Genomic DNA, 17,721 nt, shown 5'->3' on the forward strand with positions numbered 1-17,721 from the left:
GCGAAACGCCGTGAACCCGCCGATTGAGACGGGATCCGGTACTAGAGTCGGGTGGGGGAGGCGCGGCGTGGCGCCCGGATTCGGAGGGGGGGCGGTCGACGGAAAGGGGAATCGCGATGAGACGGATGCCGAAGGGTGTGCTGCTGCTCGTGCTGCTGATCGTGGGGATGGTGGCCTCGGGCGGGATGGTCGGGAGTGGGGCCGGGGTGCCCGAGGTGGGGAAGGAGCAGGGAGAGGGGTATCGGTCGCCGTATCGGGTGGCGTTCTCGGTGCCGGCGGCGGGGCTGGTGGCGGACCTGGAGGGGACCGAGCGGGGGGACCCGAGGCGGGAGGGGTCGGTGCCGTTCTCGGAGTGGTATTCGCGGGGGGTCTTCGAGCGGTTCGGCTCGTGGGGACCGAGGGCGAGGGCGTATCCGCCGGCGCCGGGGGTCGAGGGGTGGCCGGTCGACCGGCTGAGGGAGCGGGTGATCGCCGTCGCCTTGCGGTTCGAGGGGTACGCGTATCAGCATCACCACATCCCCGACTGGGACCCGCCGCCCGGCTGGCGGTGGAAGTCGACCTGCGCCGGCGCGAACGGGCCGGGGGTCGATTGCAGCAACTTCACCGGGTTCGTGTACAACCAGGGGTTCGGGATCCGGCTGAATACCGACGTGACGCGGCAGGCCGGCCTGCGGTTCGCCGAGGGGCCGGGGAGGGCTCGGACGCCGCTGGAGCGGGTCGAGCTGCCGGGTTCGTATGGGGATCGGCTCGCGGCGCTTCGGACGGGCGACCTGCTGTTCGTCCGCAATCGGGCCGGGTCGATCAGCCACGTCGTGCTCTGGGTCGGGCCGATCGGCCGGTCGCCCGACGGCGAGCCGCTGGTGCTCGACAGCCACGGCGAGGACACGCGCGACAGCAACGGGGAGCTGATCCCGTGCGGCGTCCGCCTCCGCCCGTTCCGCGAGGACTCGTGGTACAACCGGAGCGCCAGCCACGCGTTGCGGGTGTTCTCGTCCTCCGGGGAGTGATGCCGGGTCGTCCCGATCGGCGTCGCCGGTTCGGGGGCGAACCGGCGGCGGCCGGCGAGCGGATTCGAGGACGGGCGCCCGAAGGCGATTCGGGATGAGGCCGGCTCGCCGGGGCGATGGGACCCGTCAGAGGCCCACTCCACCCCGGCCCTCTCCCCCGGGGCGGGGGAGAGGGGGGAGGATGGAAGCCGAGTCAGTGCGAAGGGGGGGGAGAGGACAGGCGGGGTTAGCGGCAGGGAGAGGGAGGGGGGGGGTCGAGGAGATCGGCACGGATCGCGCGGTCGCGGCCGGCGGCCTTGGCGGCGTAGAGGGCGCGGTCGGCCTGCTCGATGAGGAGGTCGGCGGGGTTGGGGTCGTCGCGGGGGTCGTCGCCGGGGGGGACGACCGCGGCGGAGCCGATGCTGAGCGTGATGATCGGCCCGGCGCCGGGGGCGGCGTGGGGGAGGGCCTGGCGGCGGAGGCGGTCGGCCGCCTTGATTGCCAGGGAGTGGGCGCCGTCGCGGTCGGTCTCGGGCAGGATGGCGGCGAATTCCTCGCCCCCGTAGCGGGCGACGAGGTCGCCGGGCCGGCAGATCGCGTCGCGGAGCACGTCGGCGACGGCCCGGAGGCAGTCATCGCCGGCGAGGTGCCCGTGGAAGTCGTTGTATGATTTGAAGTGGTCGATGTCGATCAGCAGGAGCGCGAGGGGCGTCGCCGACCGGGCGTGCCGCCTCCATTCGAGGGCCAGCGTGGCGTCGAAGTGGCGGCGATTGGCCAGGCCGGTCAGGCCGTCGGTGGTGGCCTGGGCCTCCAGCCGGCGATTGGCCTCCCGGAGCCTCAGCTCGGCGAGCTTCTGCTGGGTGATGTCGTCGTGCGTGACGACGATGAAGACCTGCGCGCCGACCGCGAACCGGGTGATCCGGATCGTGAACCACTGGAGGATCGCGGGCGAGTGGCAGGGGTATTCGAGCTGGAAGGCCGGGATGCGCCCGGCGCCGACGTCTCGGATGGCCCGGGCGATCAGTTGGGCCTGCTCGGCGCACGAGCCGGAGGCCCCGTCGCAGACCCCGAGGTAGTTGACGCCGGGCCCGCAGCGGCTCTCGACCAGGCCGTTCCGGGTGGCGTAGGCGTTCCAGGCGGCGTTGACGGCGACGATGGTGCCGTCTCGCCGGAGCACCGCCACGTGCGAGAGGAGCGAATCGAGCGTGCGCTGGAAGAAATCGGACACGGCCGCCCGGCGTCGGCGGCGGGCCCCGGGAACCTTGCTCTCTGTCTCTGGGGCGACCATTGCTGCACTTCCCCGTTTGGGACGGATGGGGACGACGGCGGCCCCGGTTGCCGCAAGCATAGGTCAAGGGAGATCGGGCAGGGTGGGGGTAGCGTCCCTCTGCCAGGAGTCGAGAGGCGAGGGGCCACAATGGCGTTGACCGTCGCTATAATGAGAACGCGTTGACGAGCGTCGGAGGAGGTCCCGCTCGGCTCGTGCTGGTTGAAGCGGACCGGAACGGTCACTACACCGGAGGCAGATCGTGTTGCACCAGAGTCAAGACCGTCGGCGATTTCTCCAAGGGGCGGGAGCCGGGGTGATCGGGTTGTGGGCGATCGGGGGCCGGTCGTCGGCAATCGGGCAGGAGCAGGGGCAGGGGCAGGGGGGGGCGAGCGGCGAGGCGCTGACGGCCCGGGGGGTGGCCTTTTTGAAGGGCCGGCAGGAAGACGCGGGGGGATGGTCGTCGGAGATCAGCCCGGGGATCACGGGCCTGGTGGTGACGGCCCTGCTGCGGACGGGGGTCACGCCGTTCGACCCGGCGGTCGAGAAGGGGCTGGCGCTGATCGAGCAGACGATCGGCCGGGACGGATCGGAGGCCGAGGGGCCGCACGCCAACTACCTGACGGCCATCGGCATCATGGCGCTGAACGAGGCGAAGAAGAAAGGGGCCGGCGACCGTTACGACGCGACGATCGCCGGGGGGCAGTCGGCCTTGATCGGCCTGCAGTGGGACGAGGGGGAAGGCAAAACCCCGGCCGACCCGTTCTACGGCGGGGCCGGCTACGGCAGCAAGAGCCGGCCGGACATGTCGAACACGTCGTTCATGATCGAGGCGCTCCGGGAGACGGGCCTGCCCGAGGACGACCCGGCCTTGCAGAAGGCCTTGCTGTTCGTCTCGCGGTCGCAGAACCTCGACAGCGAGTTCAACGACCAGCCGTTCGCCGGCAAGGTGAACGACGGCGGGTTCATCTACACCCCGGCCAACGGCGGCGAGAGCCAGGCCGGCGACGCCCCCGGCGGCGGCCTGCGGTCGTATGCCAGCATGACGTACGCCGGGCTCAAGAGCATGGTCTACGCCGGCCTGACGATGGACGACCCGCGGGTGAAGGCGGCGTATGAGTTCATCCGTCAGAATTACTCGCTCGACGAGAACCCGGGGATGGGCCAGCAGGGCCTCTTCTATTACTACCAGACCTTCTCCAAGGCCCTGGCGGCGCTCGGCGACCCGACCCTGACCGACGCCGAAGGCCGGGAGCACGACTGGCGAGCCGACCTGGTCGCGGCCCTGGCCGATCGCCAGGGGCCCCGGGGCGAGTGGGTCAACCCGGCCGATCGCTGGATGGAAGGGGACCCGAACCTCGTGACCGCCTATGCGTTGCTCGCGCTGGCGTCGGCCCGGTCGGACTCCGGCCCGAGGGCGTGAGGCGCCGGGCCGGGCGGGCCGCGACGGGCCGCGGCACGCCGGGCCGTTGATGGGGTCGATGCCGGGTCACATCGACCTTGCGAGCCGGACTCGGCCCCCCTCGCGCGGCGTCGCGGCCGTCGGATCGCGGGGCGGTGGGGGATCCGCCTCGCGTCGAGAAAATCCGAGGGCGGGGACAATCGGGCAGGAAAGCGATTGCGTGCAGGCCATTATGGGGCCTAGACTTCCTCCAGGCGAGGTCCCCGGCCCGGTGATGCATGCGAAGGCGACCGGGCAAGCGGGCCTGCCGGCACTCGATCGAGGCCCGACCGTGAGCGATTCGCAGAGCGTGAACCCGGACGACCCGACCCGGCGGCTGCCCCGGGCGGGGTCGGGGTCCGGGTCGCTGGAGGAGACCGTCGGCAGCGAGTTGCCGGGCTGGGCGCCCCAGGACTTGCCGGCGGGGACGACGCTGGGCAATCACCGGATCGTCGGCGTGCTCGGCCGGGGCGGGATGGGGGTCGTCTACGACGCCGAGGACACGCAGCTCGGCCGGCCGACGGCGGTGAAGCTCCTGCCCGAAGGGCTGGCGACCGACCCCGTCGCGGCCGATCGGTTCCTGCAGGAGGCCCGGGCCGCGGCACGGCTGCACCACCCGAACGTGGTGGCGATCTTCGAGATCGGCCGGCACGAGGGCAAGCCGTTCCTGGTGATGGAGCAGGTCAACGGCCGGAGCCTCGCCGAGGCGATGGAGGCCGGGCCGATGCCCTGGCGAGAGGCCACGGCGCTGGTCGCCCAGGCCTGCCTCGGCCTGGAGGCGGCGCACCGGGCCGGCCTGATCCACCGCGACATCAAGCCCGCCAATCTGCTGTTGAACCGCGACGGCGCGGTCAAGATCACCGACTTCGGCCTGGCCAAGCTCGCCGACGACCTGGGGGCCCATCACCTGACCCGCACCGGCCGGGTCGTGGGGACCCCGGCGTACATGAGCCCCGAGCAATGCCAGTCGGAGGCGATCGACGCGAGGACCGACCTATACTCGCTCGGGGCGACCTATTACGGCCTGCTCACCGGCCGGGGGCCGTATGCCGACTCGACCTCGGCCCCGAAGGTGATGTTCGCCCACTGCTACAGGCCGGCCCCCGACCCGAGGGAGGTCGTGCCCGATCTGCCCGAGGGCTGCGCGGCGATCATCGCCAGGGCGATGGCCAAGGCCCCGGCCGATCGCTACTCCGGAGCCGAGGCGATGCGGTCGGATCTGCTCGCCCTGCTGGCCGATGCCCGGCCGGCCCCGGAGCTGCCGCCGACCCTGAGCGCCGAGTCGGTCTTCCGCGTGCCGAGCAGCCCGACCGAGCCGGGGATCGAGGCGATCGGCCCGGCTCCATCGGGCGCCGGCCCGGTGATGAGCGGCCCTCAGACGATCACAACGACGATGACCACGGAATCGGCCGCGAAGGGCCGGTGGACCCGCCGGGGGGCGGTTGGGGCCGGGGTCGTCCTGGCGATGGCGGCCGGATTCGGCGTGCATCGGTTCTGGTCCGGCTCATCGGGATCGGGCCGAGGGCCGACGGGCAAGAACGAGGGGATGCCGGGGGCGGGGGACAATTCGGCGACGGGGGGGCCGGCGGCGGTGGCGTCGGGGCCGCCGATCCGGGTGGGGGTCTTGCACTCGCTCTCGGGGGTGATGGCCGACAGCGCCTCGGGGGTGGTCGACGGCACCTTGCTGGCGATCAACGAGCTGAACGCGGCGGGCGGGGTGCTCGGCCGGCCGATCGAGCCGGTGGTGGCCGACGGGCGGTCGAGCCCGGAGGTCTTCGCGACGCAGGCCGGGCGCCTGATCGAGGAGGAGGGGGTCGAGGCGATCTTCGGGTGCTGGACCTCGGCGGCCCGCAAGGCGGTGCGGCCGGTGGTCGAGCGGCTGGGGAGCCTGCTGTTCTACCCGGTCCAGTACGAGGGGCTGGAGGAGTCGCCGAACATCGTCTACCTGGGCGCGACGCCGAACCAGCAGATCATCCCCGCGGTGAAGTGGGCGTTCGTGGAGCTGGGGCGGCGGTTCTTCCACGTCGGCAGCGACTACATCTTCCCCAGGGCCGCCGGCGCGGTGATCCGGGACCAGGTCGAGGCGCTCGGCGGCGAGCTGGTCGGCGAGGCGTTCCAGCCCTTGACGAGCGTCGACTTCGTGGCGATCGTCGACCGGATCGAGGCCGAGCGGCCGAGCGTGATTTTGAACACGATCAACGGCGACGGCAACGTCGCCTTCTTCCGCGACCTGAGGAACGCCGGGATCACGTCGCAGGAGATCCCGACCGTCTCGTTCAGCATCGCCGAGCCGGAGATCCGCCGCCTCGGCCTCGACGAGATGGCCGGCGACTACGCGGCCTGGACCTACTTCATGAGCGTCGATCGGCCCGAGAACCGCGCCTTCATCGAACGATTCCGCGACCGCTACGGCCCGCAGCGGGTGACGAGCGACCCGATCGAGTCGGCCTATGTCGGCGTCTTCCTCTGGGCCGGGGCGGTGCAGGCGGCCGGCTCGACGGACGTCTCGTCCGTGCGGTCTGCGCTGGGCTCCGTGGGGCTGGATGCCCCCGGGGACCGGGTGAGGGTCGACCCGGATTCGCAGCACCTCTGGAAGACGTCGAGGATCGCCCGGCTCGACGAGCAGGGGCAGTTCCACCTAGTCAACAGCTCGGGAGAGCCGATCCGCCCGGAGCCGTTCCCGAAGACCCGGACCCGCGAGCAGTGGGAAACACTGCTTCAAGACCTTTACGACGGCTGGGGAGGCCGCTGGTCGGCCCCGGGCTGATCAGTGTCCGGTTGGTGTCTGAATCGGGCCGGTTCGGTCGAGCCGGCGGGCGCGACCGATCGGGTGCTCCCGGTCATGCCTCATCCGGTGGGGGCGGCGGGTCTTCGCATCGATCCAGATGGTCGCCCGGTAGAAATAGCCATCCGAGCTTTCCCCTTCCGTCTCCAAACGGACGACGTACCCGCGGGCGTCCCGGGAGACCTCTCCGACCCGCCAGGACGGAGGCGCCATCGGGTCGCCGACGAGCGTGAGGGGGCCTGCTCCATGCACCGCCGCGATCGCCTCACGGACAGCCTCCCGCCCCGTCATCGGCCGGAGCCAGAAGGCCACCAGGGCGGCCACGGCGACCACGATCATCAGCCCAGCAATGCTCAGACGGGGTCGGCGGATGAGGATGAACATCGCCCGAGACTCCTCGGCGGAGGGCGGAAGGTGGTTGGGGTCGCGAGCGGTCCGGTCGAGGAGAGTCTTGCGTCTGGGGGGAGATGACTTCGGCGTGAGATCGTCCGCTCGGCGGGCGGGCGGGCGGGCGAGAGACGGCGAAGAATTGGCTCAGGAAGACGATTCGGGGGCGTCGAGGGCCCGGGCGATCCGGGAGCGCATCTGCTCCATCTCGTCGTCGGCGTAGGACTGGTGCGGCCAGGGCCAGCGGACGGCGTCGCCGGGGAAGCGGGGGATGATGTGCCAGTGGACGTGGTGGACGGTCTGGCCGGCGGCCTCGCCGTGGTTGACGACGATGTTCAGGGCGTCGGCCCCGGTGGCGGCCCTGACGGCCCGGCAGAGGCGGGGGAGGAGCGCGCCGACGTGCGCGGCGGCCTCGTCGGGGAGGTCGGAGAGGGTGGCGGCCTCGGCCTTCGGGATGACCAGGAGGTGCCCCTTGTTGACCGGGCCGACGTCGAGGAAGGCCAGGGCGTGATCGGTCTCGAGGACCTTCGCGGCCGGGATCTCGCCGCGGAGGATCCTGGCGAAGATGTTCTGAGGGTCGTAGGCCATGGGTGCGAGACTCCTCGAACGGCCGGGGGTCGGGAGAAGGGAACGAGGCGAGGTGAAGGGAGGATGCGACCCAAACGCAGAGAGAGTTGCGGGCAGAACACCCCGAAAGGGTCTGCCCGCAACTCTCTCGGGGATCTGCGATCAGGGTCGCGGGTCGGACCGGCCGGGAGGCGGTCAGGCGTTGGAGCCGACGACCTCGGGCTGGACGCTCCGCGAGCGGATCGGCTCGTCGGCGGGGATCAGCTCGATGATGGCCATGGGGGAGCAATCGCCCTGGCGACGGTGCGCGAGCTTGAAGATGCGGGAGTAGCCGCCGGGGCGTTCCAGGTAGCGCGGGGCGATGTCCTGGAAGAGCTTGTAGGCGATGTCCTTGCGGGTCAGGACGGCGAGGCTGCGGCGGAACTCGGCCAGGGGCATCTTGTCGGCCGCCTCGCCGCCGAGGGCCTTCTGGCGGCGCAGGCCGCGGACGGCCAGCGTGATGAGCTTCTCGGCGTACGGCTGGAGGTCCTTGGCCTTGGCCTGCGTCGTCTCGATCCGCTCGTGCTCGAACAGCGAGGTGGCCAGGTTGCGCAGGAGCATCCGCCGATGCTCGGGGGTTCGCTTGAATTTCCGTCCGGCTTTCCGGTGACGCATGGCTTGGGTTCCAGTAGGCAGTAGGCAGTAGGCAGTAGGCAGAACGGGACACCGAGCAGAGGCACAACAGGGCAGCGGTCCGGATCGGATCGCCTGGGTTTGATCCTGCCGACTGCCTACCGCCTCCTGCCTACTCGCCGAGACACTTAACGACGGGCGTCGGCCATACCGAGGTCGAGGCCGATTTCCTGGAGCTTGATGCGGACTTCCTTGAGGGTCGTCTCGCCGAAGTTGCGGACGCCGAGCAGTTGGTCCTCGGATCGGCTGACGAGGTCGCGGACCGTGGTGATCCCCTCGCTTTCGAGGCAGTTGGTGGCCCGGACCGAGAGCTCGAGCTCGGCGAGGGACATGTTGAGCTTGCGCTCGGTCTCCATGTCGACGCCGCCGCTGTAGCTGCTGCCGTCGAAGCCGCCGGTGCCGTCGGAGGGCAGGCCGGGGCCGGGCTCGTAGTACTGGACGAAGGGGTTGAGGTGCTTGCGGAGGATCTTGGCGGCCTCGACCAGGGCCATCTCGGGCTTCAGGGTGCCGGTCGTCCAGATCCGCATCGAGAGCTGGTCGTAGTTGGTCCGCTGGCCGACCCGGGTGTCGTGCACGCGGTACTCGACGCGGGTGACGGGGCTGAAGATGGCGTCGATCGGGATGGCGCCGACTTCGAGGTCGTCGGTGTGGCCCTCGGCGGCGGGGCGGTAGCCGCGGCCGTTCTCGACGGTCATCTGGATGTTCAGCGGGACGTCGTCGGTGAGCGTGCAGAGGATGTGGTCGGGGTTGAAGACGCCGACCGACTCGTCGTGCAGGATGTCGGCGGCGGTGACGACGCCGCGGCGATCGCGCTCGATGCGGATCGTCCGGGGCTGGTCGGAGTGGTTCTTGACGACCAAGCCCTTGAGGTTCAGGACCAGGTCGGTGATGTCCTCGACCATCCCGGGGATGGTGGAGAACTCGTGCTGCACGCCCTGGATCTTGATCGTGGTGACGGCGCTGCCTTCGAGGCTCGACAGCAGGATGCGTCGGAGACTGTTGCCGACGGTGTGCCCGAAGCCGCGTTCGAACGGTTCGACGTGGAATTCGCCGAAGGTGTCCGTGAGGGACTCGCGGTTGCAGGTGACCCGGCTGGGCAGTTCCAGGCCTCGCCAACGGATGCGCATGGCTGAATCAGGCTCCCAAATTCACCGCAGAGGACGCAGTGGGGTTCTCGGGGACAAAAGAAACGGCGGCGGGGGGGCGCCGCCGTGGGGAGATCCCCGGGGGTCTGCCTCGGCGTCCTCTGCGTTCTCCGCGGTGAATCCCCGTCCCGAATTCGTTTTCAACGGCACGTGCAAGCAAGAGCGAGCGAGCGAGCGAGTCAACGTCAAAAGGGACCCGATCGCCCCGGCGTGAAGCGAAGGGGGGCGACCGGGTCGGTTGGCCGGGCGTTGCCGTCAGCGGCTCAGGAGCTCGACGATCAGCTGAGGGGTGACCGGCAAGGAGACGTCCTGGATCGAGGGCAGGCGGTTGACACGGGCCTCGCCCGCCTCGGAGCCGGCGCGGTCGAGCCAGTCGGGCACCGGCGGCAGGCCTTCCATGTTCAGGGCCGCGGTGACGAGGTTCTGCGACTCCTCGCGTTCCTTGACCTTGATGATGTCGCCCGGCTTGACCAGGTAGCTCGGGATGTCGGTCTTGCGGCCGTTGACCAGGATGTGGCCGTGGCGGACGAGCTGGCGGGCCGAGGGGCGGCTGACCGCGAAGCCCAGCAGGGTGACGACGTTGTCGAGCCGGCGTTCGAGCAGGGCCATCAGGACGTCGCCGGTGTTGCCGGGGCGACGGCTGGCCATCTCGTAATAGCGGCGGAACTGGCGCTCGAAGACGCCGTAGTAGCGCTTGACCTTCTGCTTCTCTCGCAGGCGGATGGAGTACTCGCTCGGCTTACCGCGGCGGTACTGCTGCTGGCCGGGAGGGCCATCGCGGCGCTCCACGGCGCACTTGGGCGAGTCGCAGCGGGTGCCCTTGAGGAACAGCTTGATCCCCTCGCGGCGGCAGAGCCGGCAGACGGGTCCGATGTGGCGTCCCATGATCCTCGATTCTCAAACCAATATAAATGTACGAGCCGGGCTGATGCTGATGCGTTCGTGAGTCGTCCGATGAGGTTGACGTCGGGACGGATCGGGGGGGGCGGTGGTCCGAGGCGATCGGGCGACCGGGGCCGATCCGAGCGAGGAGGGTGAGCGGGCGGCCGACCGATCAGACCCGTCGTTTCTTGGGCGGTCGGCAGCCGTTGTGGGGCAGGGGGGTGACGTCTTCGATCGCCTTGATCGAGAGCCCGGCGGCCTGGAGCGCGGTGATCGCACTCTCGCGGCCCGAGCCGGGCCCCTTGACGCGGACCTCGACCTCCTTGACGCCGAACTTCGTGGCGGCCGAGGCCGAGACCTCGGCGGCCCGCTGGGCGGCGAACGGGGTGCTCTTGCGGCTCCCCTTGAAGCCGACCGTGCCGCTGGAGGCCCAGCAGAGGGTATCGCCGTTGGGGTCGGTGACCGTCACCAGTGTGTTGTTGAACGTCGCCTTGATATGCACGACCGCGCGACTGACGTTGCGGCGCGTCTTCCGCTTCTTGGCCTTGGCCACCGCTGGGCTGCTCCGCTCTTGAAGGTCCTGGGGAAACGCTGATCGATTCCGACCGATCGCAAAGATGTCTGGCGAGGTCCGTCCCGTCCCGATGGAACGAACGCGCCCGGCCGGTGCCGGGCGAGCGGCTCCGAAGCGAAGGACTTCGGGGCCCAGGAGAGCACGGGTTCAAACCACGGCGAGCCGATCCGGGGGGGATGCGGCCCGCAAGGCGCGGACAAAAACTCGGCTCAGCGCATGTCCTTGACGCCCTTCTTCCCGGCGACGGTCTTCCGGGGACCTTTGCGGGTGCGGGCATTGGTCTGGGTCCGCTGGCCGCGGACCGGGAGGCCGCGGCGGTGCCGGAAGCCTCGGTAGCAGTTGATGTCTCGCAGTCGAGCGATGTTTTGCTGCACGACCCGCTGCAACTGGCCTTCGACCGTGTATTCGTTGTCCAGGAGCGCGATGAGCTTGGCCAGCTCATCGTCGGACAGGTCGCGGGCCCGCTTCTCGGGGTCGATCTCGGTGCGCTCGCAGAGCTGATCGGCCAGGAACGGGCCGATGCCGTAGAGGTATCGCAGCGAGATCCGGATCTTCTTGTCGTTGGGGATGTCGACGCCCAGGATACGAGGCATCCGTCCTGTTCCTCCGGGAGGGCAGGGGCTCCACTTCCACCGTGATCACACGATCGAGGGGAGGAGCCGGCTCAGCCTTGCCGCTGCTTGTGCTTGGGGTTGCTCTTGCAAATGACGTACACTTTGCCCCGGCGCCGCACGATGATGCAGCTCTCGCAAATCCGCCTGACGCTTGATCGGACCTTCATCGCTCCAGTCCCGTCTTTCTTCAGAACAATCGCTTCGCAAGCATGCCCCGGAGGGCATGTTGGCGCGAGGGTATGCCGGCCGACCGGCGCGCGCCGCAGACCGGGGGGAATTCGACTACTGTATCGAGACGATTGTTCTCTTGCAAGTCCGTTGCGACCAAAACAATCGGAATTCGGGGCGATCGGGTGGCATCGGGCGACAGAGCTGGATGATTGACCGGAGCCCCCGGAGCTTGGCAAGGGAATGGGTTCAAAGATCGTCTGTGGTGAGTCCCGTTTGTTTGGCGATCCGGGCCAGCATGCGAGGCCCGATCTCTTCGCCGTCGTGAAACGAGAAGACGTAATCCGGCCAACCGTTGCGCTCAAGGACGCGGTGTGAACCTCCGACCCGACGCTTCACAGACCAGCCGATGCGACGCAACGCGGCCAGGACGCGCTTTGCGTTCGTCGAAGGCGACCGACTCATGGAGATAACGCGAAGAGAAGAGCCAGTTCCGGGACAGGTTCGCCGTGGTCGAGCCGATCGGCAAGCACTCGGAGCGCCAATGCCTCGACCCGGGCAATCGCCTCGGAACGGGTCGATCCGTAGGCCAAGGCGCCAGGCAGTTCGGCGATCTCGGCGATCCAACGCCCGTCGTCTTCCTGCTCGACCGCGATGCACAACGGGTGGGTCGGATGCATCGTGCTGTTGGGTTTGTAATGGTGTCGAGTCGGTCCCGATGGAGCAGGAAGGAGCCAGCGACGTCAGTCGAGCCCCTCGGGCAGGGTAAGGACCTTCGGGCCGTCGGGGGTCATGGCGACGGTGTGTTCGAAGTGGGCGGCGGAGAGGCCGTCCTTGGTGACGATCGTCCAGCCGTCGGAGAGGGCCTTGACGTGCTTCGTGCCGAGGGCGACCATCGGCTCGATGGCCAGCACGATGCCGGGTTCGAGCTTGAAGTCGTTGCGGCGCAAAGCCTTGCTGACGAAGTTCGGGACCTGGGGTTCCTCGTGCATGTCACGGCCGATGCCGTGGCCGACGAACTTCTCGATGACGTGCATGTGCTGCGACTTGACGTAGCGTTCCATCAGGCCGGCGACCTCGGCCCAGGTCTCGCAGCGTTCCATAGCGCGGATGCTGAGGTCGAGGGTCTCCTGTGTCACCTGGAGGAGCTTCTGGTTCTCCTCGGAGATCTGGCCGATGGCCAGGGTGACGGCCGAGTCGCCGCACCAGCCGTTGATCCGGCAGCCGGTGTCGATGGAGATGACGTCGCCGTCTTCGAGGGGGCGTCGGGTGGGGATGCCGTGGACGACGGCGTCGTTGACGCTGGCGCAGATGACGGCGGGGAAGGGGCGGACCCCCTTGGTGGGGCTCGGGTAGTTGAGGAACAGGGGGGTCGCGTTGTGGCGCTGGAAGATCGCCGCGACCGCCTCGTTCATCTCGGCGGTGGTGCCGCCGGGCACGGCCAGCTCCCGGACGCGGGCCAGGGCCTCGGCGACGACCTTGCCGGCCTCCCGCATCAGGCCGATCTCTCGGGGGCTCTTGAGCTTGATGGTCGATCGGCTGGGGCGGAGCATGGGGGAGAGCCCTCCGGGAGCGCGGGCCTGTCTGTTCGCTTGGCTGACGATCGGCGAGGCGGTCGCGATCAGCGGCGATTCATCAGGCCGGTGTAGTTCCGCATGATCAGGTGGCTGTCAATCTTCTGGACGAGGTCGAGGCAGACCGAGACGACGATGAGCAGGCCGGTGCCGCCGAGGAAGGAGGTGATCACCGGCTCGACGCTCGTGCCGGTCTGGGCCAGCGCCCCCTGGACGATCGACGGGATGACCGCGACGAGGCTGAGGAAGGCGGCCCCGACGAAGGTGATCCGCAGCATGACCTTCTCCAGGTACTCGGCCGTGCGACGCCCCGGCCGGTAGCCGGGGATGAAGCTGCCGTAGTCCTTCAGGTTATCGGCCATGTCCTTCGGGTTGAAGGTGATGGCGGTCCAGAAGTAGCAGAAGAAGTAGATCAGGGCGATGTAGAAGATCGTGTAGATGTAAGCCTGGCTCTGGAAGGCGTCGAGCCCGGTCTCGAAGAAGCGGGCCAGGGCGACCTGGAAGCCGGAGACCTCGCCGGGGTCGGCCACGAGCCAGCTGGCCGTGCTGGATGCGAGCCCCTTGAAGATGAAGAAGGGGAACATCAGGAGGCTGGAGGCGAAGATGATCGGCATGACGCCGGCCTGGTTGACCTTCAGGGGGAGGTACTGCCGGGTCCCGCCGTAGACCCGCCGGCCGCGGACGTGCTTGGCCGACTGGGTCGGGATGCGTCTTTGGCTCTCGGTGATGGCGATCACGCCGACGATCACGGCGATGAACAGGGCCAGGAGCAAGGCGGTGACGATCAGCGAGTACGGCTTCTCGGCGTCGCCGGTCAGGCGGGGGGTGAAGCCGGAGGCGAGCAGGAAGATGGCGTCGTCGGCGCTGGCGAGGATGCCGGCCATGATGAGCAGGCTGATGCCGTTGCCGATGCCGTACTCGTCGATCTGCTCGCCGATCCACATCAGGAAGACCGTCCCGGTCGTCATGATGAGAACGCAGATGAACCCGTACGGGAAGAAGTCTTTATATTGGCCGGGGATGTAATCGAGCGTCTGGACGAACCGGATCCACATCGCGCTCTGGACGAGGCAGATGGCGACGGTGGCGTATCGGGTGTATTCGTTGATCTTCTTGCGGCCGCTCTCGCCTTCCTTCATGAGGGCTTCGAGCTGGGGGACGACCGAGCCGAGCAACTGGAAGATGATCGAGGCGGAGATGTAGGGCATGATGCCGAGGCCGAAGATCGTGCTCATGCCGATCTGGGTGCCGCCGAACATGGCGGCCATGCCGAGGACCTTGCCGAAGGCCTGCTGCCGGATCTGTTCTTGCCAGTCGGCCAGGGCCGACTGGTCGACGATCGGCAGGGGGATGTAGAAGCCGATCCGATAGATGGCCAGGAACATGGCCGTCATGAGGATCTTGCGCTGCAGCTCGGGGACCTTGAAGAAGATCGTGATCAGCTTCTGCACGGCAGGACGGCTCCTATGCACGTCGGGGAGGGGGCGGCGGGATCTCGGCGGTTCCCCAAGGGCGACGTGGGCTGGGTCGGGCAGGCCGGGGCCTGCCGTCCGGGGCCAACTCGGGCGAATCGACAGGCCGGGGCCTGCGAGACAACGTTGGGTCGGGCGGTCGGTCGGGGAATCAACAACACGGCAAAAAGACGTTGGCAGACGAGGAGGCCCGGGGGCGTTGGCGGTCGCGTCGCTCGGGGTCCGACATCCGGTGACGGAACGTCCTGGTGAGGCCGAGGCCATCGGAGGCTAACGGACACCGACCGGGCCGGATCTCGTCGCGGCCCGGTCGGGTTCGACTGGGATCAAGGGGGATTAGCCGATCACTTCGACCGAGCCGCCGGCGGCGGAGATCTTCTCGACGGCCGTCTTGCTGAACTTCTGGGCCTTGACGGTCAGGGCCTTCGTCAGCTTGCCGTCGCCGAGGATCTTCAGGCCGTCGTCGTGGCGCCCCTTGACGAGCCCCTTGGCCCGGAGGATCGCCTCGTCGACCACCGCGCCCGACTCGAAGAAGGCCTCGATCAGCTCGAGGTTGAGGATGGCGAAATCCTTCTTGAACCGGCCGTTGGCGAACCCCCGGATGGGGACGCGGCGGATCAAGGGCATCTGGCCGCCCTCGGAGAGGGGCCGGATCTTGAAGCCCTGGCGCGAGGAGTGGCCCTTGTGGCCCTTGGTGCTGGTCTTGCCGTGCCCCGAGCCGGGCCCTCGGCCGACGCGCTTGCGCTTCTTGTGCTTCTGGATGCCTTCGTGAACGTCGTGAATTTGCATGATTGGCTTACCTCACAGCTCCACGCCCCGGAGTCGGGCCACTTCGTCCTTCGTGCGGAGCTGCTGCAGCCCGTCGATGGCGGCCTTGACCAGGTTCAGTTTGTTGGGAGAACCGATGCTCTTGGTCAAAATGTCGGTGATGCCGGCGGCCTGCACGACGGCGCGGACGGCCCCGCCGGCGATCACGCCGGTACCGGGGCTGGCCGGCAGCATGATGACCTTCGCGGCGCCGAAGCGGCCGACGACCGGGTGGGGGATGGTGCCGCGTCGCATCTGGACGCGGGTCATGCGCTTGTGGGCGTCCTTGACCCCCTTCTCGACGGCCGGGGGCACTTCGTTGGCCTTGCCGTAGCCCCAGGAGACCTGGCCTCGGCCATTGCCGACGACGACCAGGGCGTTGAAGCTGAAACGGCGTCCCCCTTTGACCACGGCGGCGCAGCGGCGGATGGACACGACGCTCTCGCTCCACTCACCGCGATCTCGACTGTCGCTGGACACGGATGATCCTCCGGAAGAACGTAGGCAGTAGGCAGTAGACGGGCAAACGGCAGTAGGGGGACGGACGGATGGATCGGATACGGGGAAAAGGCCCAGTCGAGGCTCGGAGCAGGACACCGGACGACGATTGCCCGGGGGCAACGGGGTCCGGTCGATCTTGCCGACTGCCGACTGCCTACTGCCGACTCGCTCCCGATGTTCGCGAAAGGGGATTAGAACTGCAAGCCGGCCTCTCGGGCGGCGTCGGCCAGGGCCTGGACCCGCCCGTGATACTTGTAGCTTCGGCGGTCGAAGCAGACCTTGTCAATACCGGCGGCCTTGGCCCGCTCGGCCACGAGGCGGCCGACGACGGCCGCGGCGGCCTTGTTGCCGCCGTAGCTGGCCTCCTGCCGGACCGCCGATTCGAGGGTGCCGGCCGAGACGAGGGTCTTGCCCTCGTCATCGTTGATGATTTGCGCGTAGATGTGCTTCGAGCTTCGGAAGATCGCCAGGCGAGGGCGTTCGGTCGAGCCGAAGAGCTTCTTGCGGACGTGCCGCTGGCGGCGGAGCCGTTGCCCCTGAACGTGCAGTCGGTGGTTCTTACCCTTCACGGCCAATCATCCTCCTGGGCCCTCGGGGCGGCCGATGACGACCGGCCACCCGACCCTCGTGAGTTCTGTGTGAATCGGTTGCGATGCGAGCGGAGCGGGGCGGGGTGAGGCAGGGCGAAACGGGGCGGGCGCCACGGACAAGGGGCCACCGGCCGGAGACCTCGGGGACCATTGCTCGGTGTCCCCGATTCCGCCTGGCCGGGCGCGGTCGCGGTGCCGCCGGGTCGGCCTTGCTCACCCCCGGGAGATTACTTGCCGAACGCCTTGCCGGCCTTGCGGCGGACCTGTTCGCCTTCGTAGCGGATGCCCTTGCCCTTGTAGGGCTCGGGGGGCCGGACCCGTCGGACGCGGGCGGCGAACTCGCCCACGGCCTGCTTGTCGGCGCCGGCGATCTGGATGTGGGTCGCGTCGGGGACGGTGACGGTGACGCCTTCGGGGGCCTGCATCTGGATCTGGTTGGCGTAGCCGACGACGAGGTTGACCGTGTTCGGCCCCTTGAGCTGGGCCTGGTAGCCGACGCCGACGACCTCAAGCCGCTTGGTGTAGCCTTCGGTCACGCCCTTGATCATGTTGGCGATCAGGGTGCGCGTCAGGCCGTGCAGGGCCTTGACCGGGCGCTCGTCGTTCGGGCGCTCGACGGTGATCTGCCTGGCGTCGGCGTCGTGGCGGACGCTCATCTCCTCGCGGAAGGTGAACGAGAGCTTCCCCTTGGGGCCCTCGACCTCGATGGTCGAGCCGGCCAGGTTGATCTTGACGGCGTCGGGGACGGGGATCGGTTGGCGACCGATTCGGGACATGGCTGGGCTCCGGGACGGTGATCGAAGGGGGTGGTGAGGGCTGGGCGCGGGCTCGGGTGGGGATCAATAGACCTGGGCCAGCACCTCGCCGCCGACCTTCTCGGCCCGGGCGCGGCGGTCGCTCAGAATTCCCTTGGGCGTGCTGACGATGTGGACGCCCATGCCGCCCTGCACCGGCTTCAGGTCTCGGTAGCCGCAGTAGACCCGGCGGCCGGGCTTGCTCACGCGGTCGATCTTGGTGATGACCTTCTCGCCGTTCGGGCCGTACTTCAGGTTCAAGCGGAGGGTCTTGGCCGGGACGGTGTCGATCTCCTCGAAGTCCCAGATGTAGCCCTCGTCCTTCAGGGCGGCGGCGATGCCCCGCTTCTCGTTCGAGTGGGGCATGTCGACGTGGGAGCGCTCGATCCGCACGGCGTTGCGGATGCGGGTGAGCATGTCGGCGATCGGGTCGGTCATCATGGCGGGGGCGATCCTCGAAACCGCCTCGGGTAACTCGGCCGGACCTGCAGGTGA

General features: G+C 68.9%; 21 protein-coding genes. 3 read left to right on the plus strand and 18 right to left on the minus strand.

Annotated elements, in window-relative coordinates; genetic code table 11:
* Positions 1-116: 116 nt before the first annotated feature.
* Positions 117-1,007, plus strand: coding sequence for an NlpC/P60 family protein (locus tag AB1L88_RS02935; RefSeq protein ID WP_367095132.1), 891 nt, complete (start codon positions 117-119; stop codon positions 1,005-1,007).
* Between the two features lie 226 nt (positions 1,008-1,233).
* Here the strand turns inward: AB1L88_RS02935 and AB1L88_RS02940 are convergent, their stop codons facing one another.
* Complete coding sequence (locus tag AB1L88_RS02940) at positions 1,234-2,214, minus strand: diguanylate cyclase (RefSeq protein WP_367095133.1); 981 nt, start codon at positions 2,212-2,214, stop codon at positions 1,234-1,236.
* Positions 2,215-2,569: 355 nt separating this feature from the next.
* On the opposite strand from AB1L88_RS02940, the gene AB1L88_RS02945 reads away from it, so the two are divergent.
* Entirely contained in the window at positions 2,570-3,676 is a 1,107-nt protein-coding gene (locus AB1L88_RS02945; protein WP_367095134.1) for a prenyltransferase/squalene oxidase repeat-containing protein, read from the plus strand.
* 310 nt (positions 3,677-3,986) lie between these two features.
* The gene (locus AB1L88_RS02950) at positions 3,987-6,461 is read left to right on the plus strand and encodes a transporter substrate-binding protein (protein ID WP_367095135.1); all 2,475 of its coding nucleotides are present in this window, start codon (positions 3,987-3,989) and stop codon (positions 6,459-6,461) included.
* Here the strand turns inward: AB1L88_RS02950 and AB1L88_RS02955 are convergent, their stop codons facing one another.
* From AB1L88_RS02955 to rpsH, 17 genes are all read right to left on the minus strand, one after another.
* Entirely contained in the window at positions 6,462-6,863 is a 402-nt protein-coding gene (locus tag AB1L88_RS02955) for a hypothetical protein (RefSeq protein ID WP_367095136.1), read from the minus strand.
* A 150-nt stretch (positions 6,864-7,013) separates the two neighbouring features.
* Entirely contained in the window at positions 7,014-7,454 is a 441-nt protein-coding gene (locus AB1L88_RS02960) for an HIT family protein (protein WP_367095137.1), read from the minus strand.
* A 174-nt stretch (positions 7,455-7,628) separates the two neighbouring features.
* A complete protein-coding gene (rplQ, locus tag AB1L88_RS02965) occupies positions 7,629-8,087 on the minus strand; it encodes a 50S ribosomal protein L17 (protein ID WP_367095138.1) in 459 nt (152 codons plus the stop codon).
* Positions 8,088-8,233: 146 nt separating this feature from the next.
* Positions 8,234-9,232, minus strand: coding sequence for a DNA-directed RNA polymerase subunit alpha (locus AB1L88_RS02970; RefSeq protein WP_367095139.1), 999 nt, complete (start codon positions 9,230-9,232; stop codon positions 8,234-8,236).
* Between the two features lie 273 nt (positions 9,233-9,505).
* Positions 9,506-10,135 carry a 30S ribosomal protein S4 gene (gene rpsD, locus AB1L88_RS02975; protein WP_367095140.1) on the minus strand — a complete coding sequence of 210 codons (630 nt, stop codon included), beginning with the start codon at positions 10,133-10,135 and terminating at the stop codon, positions 9,506-9,508.
* A 169-nt stretch (positions 10,136-10,304) separates the two neighbouring features.
* Positions 10,305-10,685: a 30S ribosomal protein S11 gene (rpsK, locus tag AB1L88_RS02980; protein WP_152052697.1), complete on the minus strand. Its 381-nt coding sequence runs from the start codon at positions 10,683-10,685 to the stop codon at positions 10,305-10,307.
* Between the two features lie 230 nt (positions 10,686-10,915).
* Complete coding sequence (gene rpsM, locus AB1L88_RS02985; RefSeq protein ID WP_367095141.1) at positions 10,916-11,299, minus strand: 30S ribosomal protein S13; 384 nt, start codon at positions 11,297-11,299, stop codon at positions 10,916-10,918.
* Positions 11,300-11,370: 71 nt separating this feature from the next.
* A complete protein-coding gene (rpmJ, locus tag AB1L88_RS02990) occupies positions 11,371-11,487 on the minus strand; it encodes a 50S ribosomal protein L36 (RefSeq protein WP_152052695.1) in 117 nt (38 codons plus the stop codon).
* Positions 11,488-11,737: 250 nt separating this feature from the next.
* Positions 11,738-11,953 carry a type II toxin-antitoxin system HicA family toxin gene (locus AB1L88_RS02995; RefSeq protein ID WP_367095142.1) on the minus strand — a complete coding sequence of 72 codons (216 nt, stop codon included), beginning with the start codon at positions 11,951-11,953 and terminating at the stop codon, positions 11,738-11,740.
* A complete protein-coding gene (locus tag AB1L88_RS03000) occupies positions 11,950-12,168 on the minus strand; it encodes a type II toxin-antitoxin system HicB family antitoxin (RefSeq protein WP_367095143.1) in 219 nt (72 codons plus the stop codon). Before AB1L88_RS03000 ends, AB1L88_RS02995 begins: the two co-directional genes overlap by 4 nt.
* 63 nt (positions 12,169-12,231) lie before the next feature.
* Entirely contained in the window at positions 12,232-13,041 is an 810-nt protein-coding gene (gene map / locus AB1L88_RS03005) for a type I methionyl aminopeptidase (RefSeq protein WP_367095144.1), read from the minus strand.
* A 68-nt stretch (positions 13,042-13,109) separates the two neighbouring features.
* Positions 13,110-14,513 (minus strand): preprotein translocase subunit SecY, encoded by a 1,404-nt coding sequence (gene secY / locus AB1L88_RS03010; protein ID WP_367095145.1) that lies wholly within the window; start codon positions 14,511-14,513, stop codon positions 13,110-13,112.
* Between the two features lie 357 nt (positions 14,514-14,870).
* Positions 14,871-15,323 carry a 50S ribosomal protein L15 gene (gene rplO / locus AB1L88_RS03015; RefSeq protein WP_367095146.1) on the minus strand — a complete coding sequence of 151 codons (453 nt, stop codon included), beginning with the start codon at positions 15,321-15,323 and terminating at the stop codon, positions 14,871-14,873.
* Positions 15,324-15,335: 12 nt separating this feature from the next.
* Positions 15,336-15,821, minus strand: a complete 486-nt coding sequence (gene rpsE, locus AB1L88_RS03020; RefSeq protein WP_367095147.1) for a 30S ribosomal protein S5 — start codon at positions 15,819-15,821, stop codon at positions 15,336-15,338.
* A 212-nt stretch (positions 15,822-16,033) separates the two neighbouring features.
* Positions 16,034-16,411, minus strand: coding sequence for a 50S ribosomal protein L18 (gene rplR, locus AB1L88_RS03025; protein WP_367095148.1), 378 nt, complete (start codon positions 16,409-16,411; stop codon positions 16,034-16,036).
* A 248-nt stretch (positions 16,412-16,659) separates the two neighbouring features.
* On the minus strand, positions 16,660-17,208 hold the full coding sequence (rplF, locus tag AB1L88_RS03030; protein WP_367095149.1) for a 50S ribosomal protein L6: 549 nt from the start codon (positions 17,206-17,208) through the stop codon (positions 16,660-16,662).
* A gap of 63 nt (positions 17,209-17,271) precedes the next feature.
* Positions 17,272-17,667, minus strand: coding sequence for a 30S ribosomal protein S8 (gene rpsH / locus AB1L88_RS03035; protein WP_367095150.1), 396 nt, complete (start codon positions 17,665-17,667; stop codon positions 17,272-17,274).
* Positions 17,668-17,721: the final 54 nt, after the last annotated feature.

It is taken from the genome of Tautonia sp. JC769 (genome assembly GCF_040717455.1).
In the GTDB taxonomy this organism is placed as follows: Bacteria; Planctomycetota; Planctomycetia; order Isosphaerales; family Isosphaeraceae; genus Tautonia.